The 3554-nt window shown below is 48.7% G+C and carries 6 protein-coding genes; all 6 read right to left on the reverse strand.

Annotated features, from left to right (window positions below):
* Nucleotides 1-1184, reverse strand: a 1184-nt coding sequence (locus ACFIJP_RS07725) for a transposase domain-containing protein (RefSeq protein ID WP_375626751.1), incomplete at its 3' end; no start/stop codon positions are given.
* Nucleotides 1181-1639: a hypothetical protein gene (locus ACFIJP_RS07730; protein WP_375626753.1), complete on the reverse strand. Its 459-nt coding sequence runs from the start codon at nucleotides 1637-1639 to the stop codon at nucleotides 1181-1183. The genes ACFIJP_RS07730 and ACFIJP_RS07725, both read right to left, overlap by 4 nt.
* Entirely contained in the window at nucleotides 1636-2574 is a 939-nt protein-coding gene (locus ACFIJP_RS07735; RefSeq protein WP_375626755.1) for a ParB/RepB/Spo0J family partition protein, read from the reverse strand. Before ACFIJP_RS07735 ends, ACFIJP_RS07730 begins: the two co-directional genes overlap by 4 nt.
* The gene (locus ACFIJP_RS07740; protein WP_038474380.1) at nucleotides 2574-2972 is read right to left on the reverse strand and encodes a hypothetical protein; all 399 of its coding nucleotides are present in this window, start codon (nucleotides 2970-2972) and stop codon (nucleotides 2574-2576) included. Before ACFIJP_RS07740 ends, ACFIJP_RS07735 begins: the two co-directional genes overlap by 1 nt.
* Entirely contained in the window at nucleotides 2956-3096 is a 141-nt protein-coding gene (locus ACFIJP_RS07745) for a hypothetical protein (protein ID WP_375626756.1), read from the reverse strand. Before ACFIJP_RS07745 ends, ACFIJP_RS07740 begins: the two co-directional genes overlap by 17 nt.
* A 73-nt stretch (nucleotides 3097-3169) precedes the next feature.
* Nucleotides 3170-3475: a helix-turn-helix transcriptional regulator gene (locus tag ACFIJP_RS07750; protein WP_005864619.1), complete on the reverse strand. Its 306-nt coding sequence runs from the start codon at nucleotides 3473-3475 to the stop codon at nucleotides 3170-3172.
* Nucleotides 3476-3554 lie beyond the last annotated feature (79 nt).

The raw sequence follows: 3554 nt of genomic DNA on the forward strand, positions 1-3554 counted from the left end.
GAAATCGCTTCTGCCAGATCACGCCATGCCCGCTCAATCGGTTTAGACTGTCCGCTATAAGGGGTGGTCCATTGCAATTGCACACCCAAACTCGTCAAAAGCCCCTGCGGATCATCCGGCTTAATCTTAAAACGAAAACGGTTTTGCACACCTCCAGAAATCCACTTGCTGGTAAAGGCACGCCCATTATCCAAGGTCATACGCTCCGGTATCCCATAAGCTTCCACCATGTCCCCAATCACCAAACGAACGATTTCCCAAGTCTCAGCATCCGACAGGCGCCACGATAAAATCTTGCCCGAATAAAGATCTTGAATGGCAATCAGATAAAGCCGCACAGGCTTCTCTCCCCAAGGAACACGCACAAAAACATCCAGCTTATGTCCATCCATATTCACAGCTTGCAATGCATGCAAGCTCGAGCGATCACGCCGTTGGGCTGGATAAAGCTTTTTTGCCTTTTCTTCTCCCTCACGCGCTAAAACCACAACCGCTTTGGAAATTTGCGCCTTAAAACGACGCCGCAAAGCCCGCTCAGAAGGAATGGGCTCAAAACCCCGCTCCTGTGCAACCGAAACCATCCGCCGATAACATGCCGAAAAAGCAGGGCGAGACGGGCGCAAATAATCCGAACAAAAAACCTCCCACGCCCCCTCATGACACGGCGCAAATTGCGAAACAGTCTCCTCACCATAACAAGGCGCTAAAGCTGCCAACCAATCAGGGCGCTCATACCCCTCCACCATCTGCCGCCAATTAAAAAGCGACATCCGGCTCACACCAAATTGCACCGCACTCAAACTTGCCGCATCATGCACACCCATACCGGCATGGAGCAAATCTTCCCAAAAACAAAGTGCCTTCAAACGCTCTTCACAGCGCCTTTTATGCGCCTTGGAAAGCCCCTCATAACGCACCCAAATACTTGCCTTTTGATCGCTTTTCTCTGTCTTTTCTTCTACACAAACCCCACCAAACCGCACCAACAATGCCGCCCGCGCCCCCTCCGGCAATAAGGAAATGTGATACTCCCAAACCGGCTTGGTTTTGCCTAATGTTTGGCGAAACAATTGTGTATTCAAACGCCATTTCTTAAGCGCAAGATTGTTGAGACCGATCTTTGTTTTCGGCAACCCTGGCAAAGCTGCCTCAGCCAATTCGGCAATAGTAAACCATTCCTTCATGGCTGCCCCCTTTTAATGCGAACCGGCGTTGCGCGCATGGCTTTCAATTGCGCTGCAATCTCCCGCTGTTCCTGCTGAAGCCGCGCAATTTCTGCTAACCGCGCCTCATCCCCTTGCAACAGCAACAATCCATCTTCACTCACCACCTCATCCCAGAGCCAATAGGCTTCTGTCGCCCGCACAAAGGCTTTAAAACGCGGCAGGGAAATATCCACCTGCTTACTTTCCGCAACATAAGCATCCAAACTCGCCTTACTTAAACACCCAATCCCTAAATAATGCGCCATACGCTCCGCAATCACACTGCGCTCATGCCGGCATTCTCTCAAAGCACGCGCCATCGCACGCTTAATGCGCGAGCGAAACCGCCCTAAATCAATCTGTGCAACGGGTTCACGACAAGGAAAAACCGGCTTTTGGAAAAAATCAAGCTGCCCGCAACCATGCCTCTTCATGACAGCACCTCCCCCGATTGCTTGTTCAAATAATCATAAAACCGCGCCTTTGTCTGCGCATCCGCCCTCTGCCAAACACCCAATAACTGAGCAAAAACCCGCTCTTGTTCATTAATTTGCGGCGGCGTATTAATCCCATTGACCAAATCAACAGCCCGCCGTAAATCCCCCTCAACCTGTTGCAAAGCAATTGCCACACGCCGTTGCGCAACCGGCTCCATCTTCGCCAACTTCAACAACTGCGCTTGGTTATCCGCCAATGCCGTCCCACGCAAAACCGACCGCAACTCCGGCTGTAGATGCTGAGCAATGTTGTTGAGACGTCTTACTGATTTTGAAGACAAACCAATACGGTCCGCCACATGTTCGGCAAAAGATAAAACTGTCCCTTTACCATTTAAGTCACCATCATTTGGCAAAGGGACAACTTGTCCCTTTGCCACTTTGTCTCCTTCACCCCCAGTTTCATGATGCTCTGAAGAACCATCTTTTGGCAAAGGGTAAACTTTACCCTTTGCCATTTTGTCCTTTGTATATTGATTACCATGGTCACCGCCACGTTGAATCTCCCCATACTTTTTTTCCCACAATTCGCGGTAAGTCTGGACAAAAAGCGCACGGTCAATCACTGACAATTCATTGCGAAACAAATTCTCTGCCACTTCTAAAAGCGCAGCATTATCCTTATCCGCCTGCACCACAACCGCATCAATGTCACTATAGCCCAAAAGCTCCGCAGCACGAAGCCGATGCGCACCAGCAATAAGCGTATAATTGCCCTCTTTAGCATTGGGGGTATGGCGCACCGTAATGGGATTCATCAATCCCTCCCGCGCCATTGATTGTGCAAGTGCCTTGGCATGTTCATCATCCACAGGGCGTATACGCTCCGGCACCACAATCACATCAAGAGCAAGCTTTTGAAACTGTGCCATCACGCCGCCGCCTTTCTGATCTCTTTAAAGAATAAATCCATCGCACGCCCCGCCCATCTTCGATAAGCTTTCGCAAAAACGGGTTCTTCCAAACGCCGGTTAATCACTTGCATAGATAGAGAAATAGAAGTCCGCTGACGTGCCTGTATCGCAACAATACGTCGCCGTGGCACCTCAAACTGATAATGCAAGATATGAATAACAATCTGTCGTGCTAACGCCGCATCAAATAAGCCATGCGGGGGGTCAATAATATACCGGATCGGCAGATGCTTAAATCCACTACTCACTGCTTTTAAAGAACAGGAAAGCATCACCTGTAAACGTTCAACTTCTGAATAAGGATTAACGATATCGTTTCTGACATCTGGGGTCCATAAATTACAAGCAGCAACCATAACCACCCCCTATAAAAACAATATGACCACCATCTAATCGCCAGAACCAACCCATGCAAATGGCTGTTCTATGATGCAACTCTATGCAATTTATCTTGCCTATTTCGTACTGATCTTTAGACATTGATAAACCTTTTTATCTTATGGTATTTAAATTCATGGCAAATGCGCAAAAACGCAAAGCCGTGTAACGAAGTTCAAGCAGCATTACCGCGCAAAGCAGAATGCGCACGCGAATCTGTGTTGGCATGTTTTGCTGCTTTAAAAATGCGACGGCGACTTTTGGGGTAGCGGTCGCTAAATACTTGCTCGACGGGCAAACCGATAAAATCGGCAATAGCGCGTTCGGCTTTCTCGTTAGACCGTGTCCAAATGTGTTGAACACTGGATGACGAGAGTTGATAAGCTTTCGCGAGCTCCGCCAAGGTCATATTACGGCGGCGTAGCTCGGCTAAAATACTATGGCGATCCCATACTTGGATGCATGTTTGGGTGGTTGTCATAAACTTCGCTCCTGCTTCAAACGGATGCTCAAACCATCCGTTTTTTGTGGGGTTAATTGTAAAATATCTGCCCTCTATA

The sequence above is a fragment of the Bartonella sp. MU37NMGALS genome (assembly GCF_042194015.1).
GTDB lineage: Bacteria > Pseudomonadota > Alphaproteobacteria > Rhizobiales > Rhizobiaceae > Bartonella > Bartonella grahamii.

Bases quoted from the DNA above. Each gene is read 5' to 3' on its own strand.
- ACFIJP_RS07750 (WP_005864619.1), bottom strand. From the start codon at position 3,475: ATGACAACCACCCAAACATGCATCCAAGTATGGGATCGCCATAGTATT.
- ACFIJP_RS07740 (WP_038474380.1), bottom strand. From the start codon at position 2,972: ATGGTTGCTGCTTGTAATTTATGGACCCCAGATGTCAGAAACGATATC.
- ACFIJP_RS07730 (WP_375626753.1), bottom strand. From the start codon at position 1,639: ATGAAGAGGCATGGTTGCGGGCAGCTTGATTTTTTCCAAAAGCCGGTT.
- ACFIJP_RS07735 (WP_375626755.1), bottom strand. From the start codon at position 2,574: ATGGCACAGTTTCAAAAGCTTGCTCTTGATGTGATTGTGGTGCCGGAG.
- ACFIJP_RS07745 (WP_375626756.1), bottom strand. From the start codon at position 3,096: ATGTCTAAAGATCAGTACGAAATAGGCAAGATAAATTGCATAGAGTTG.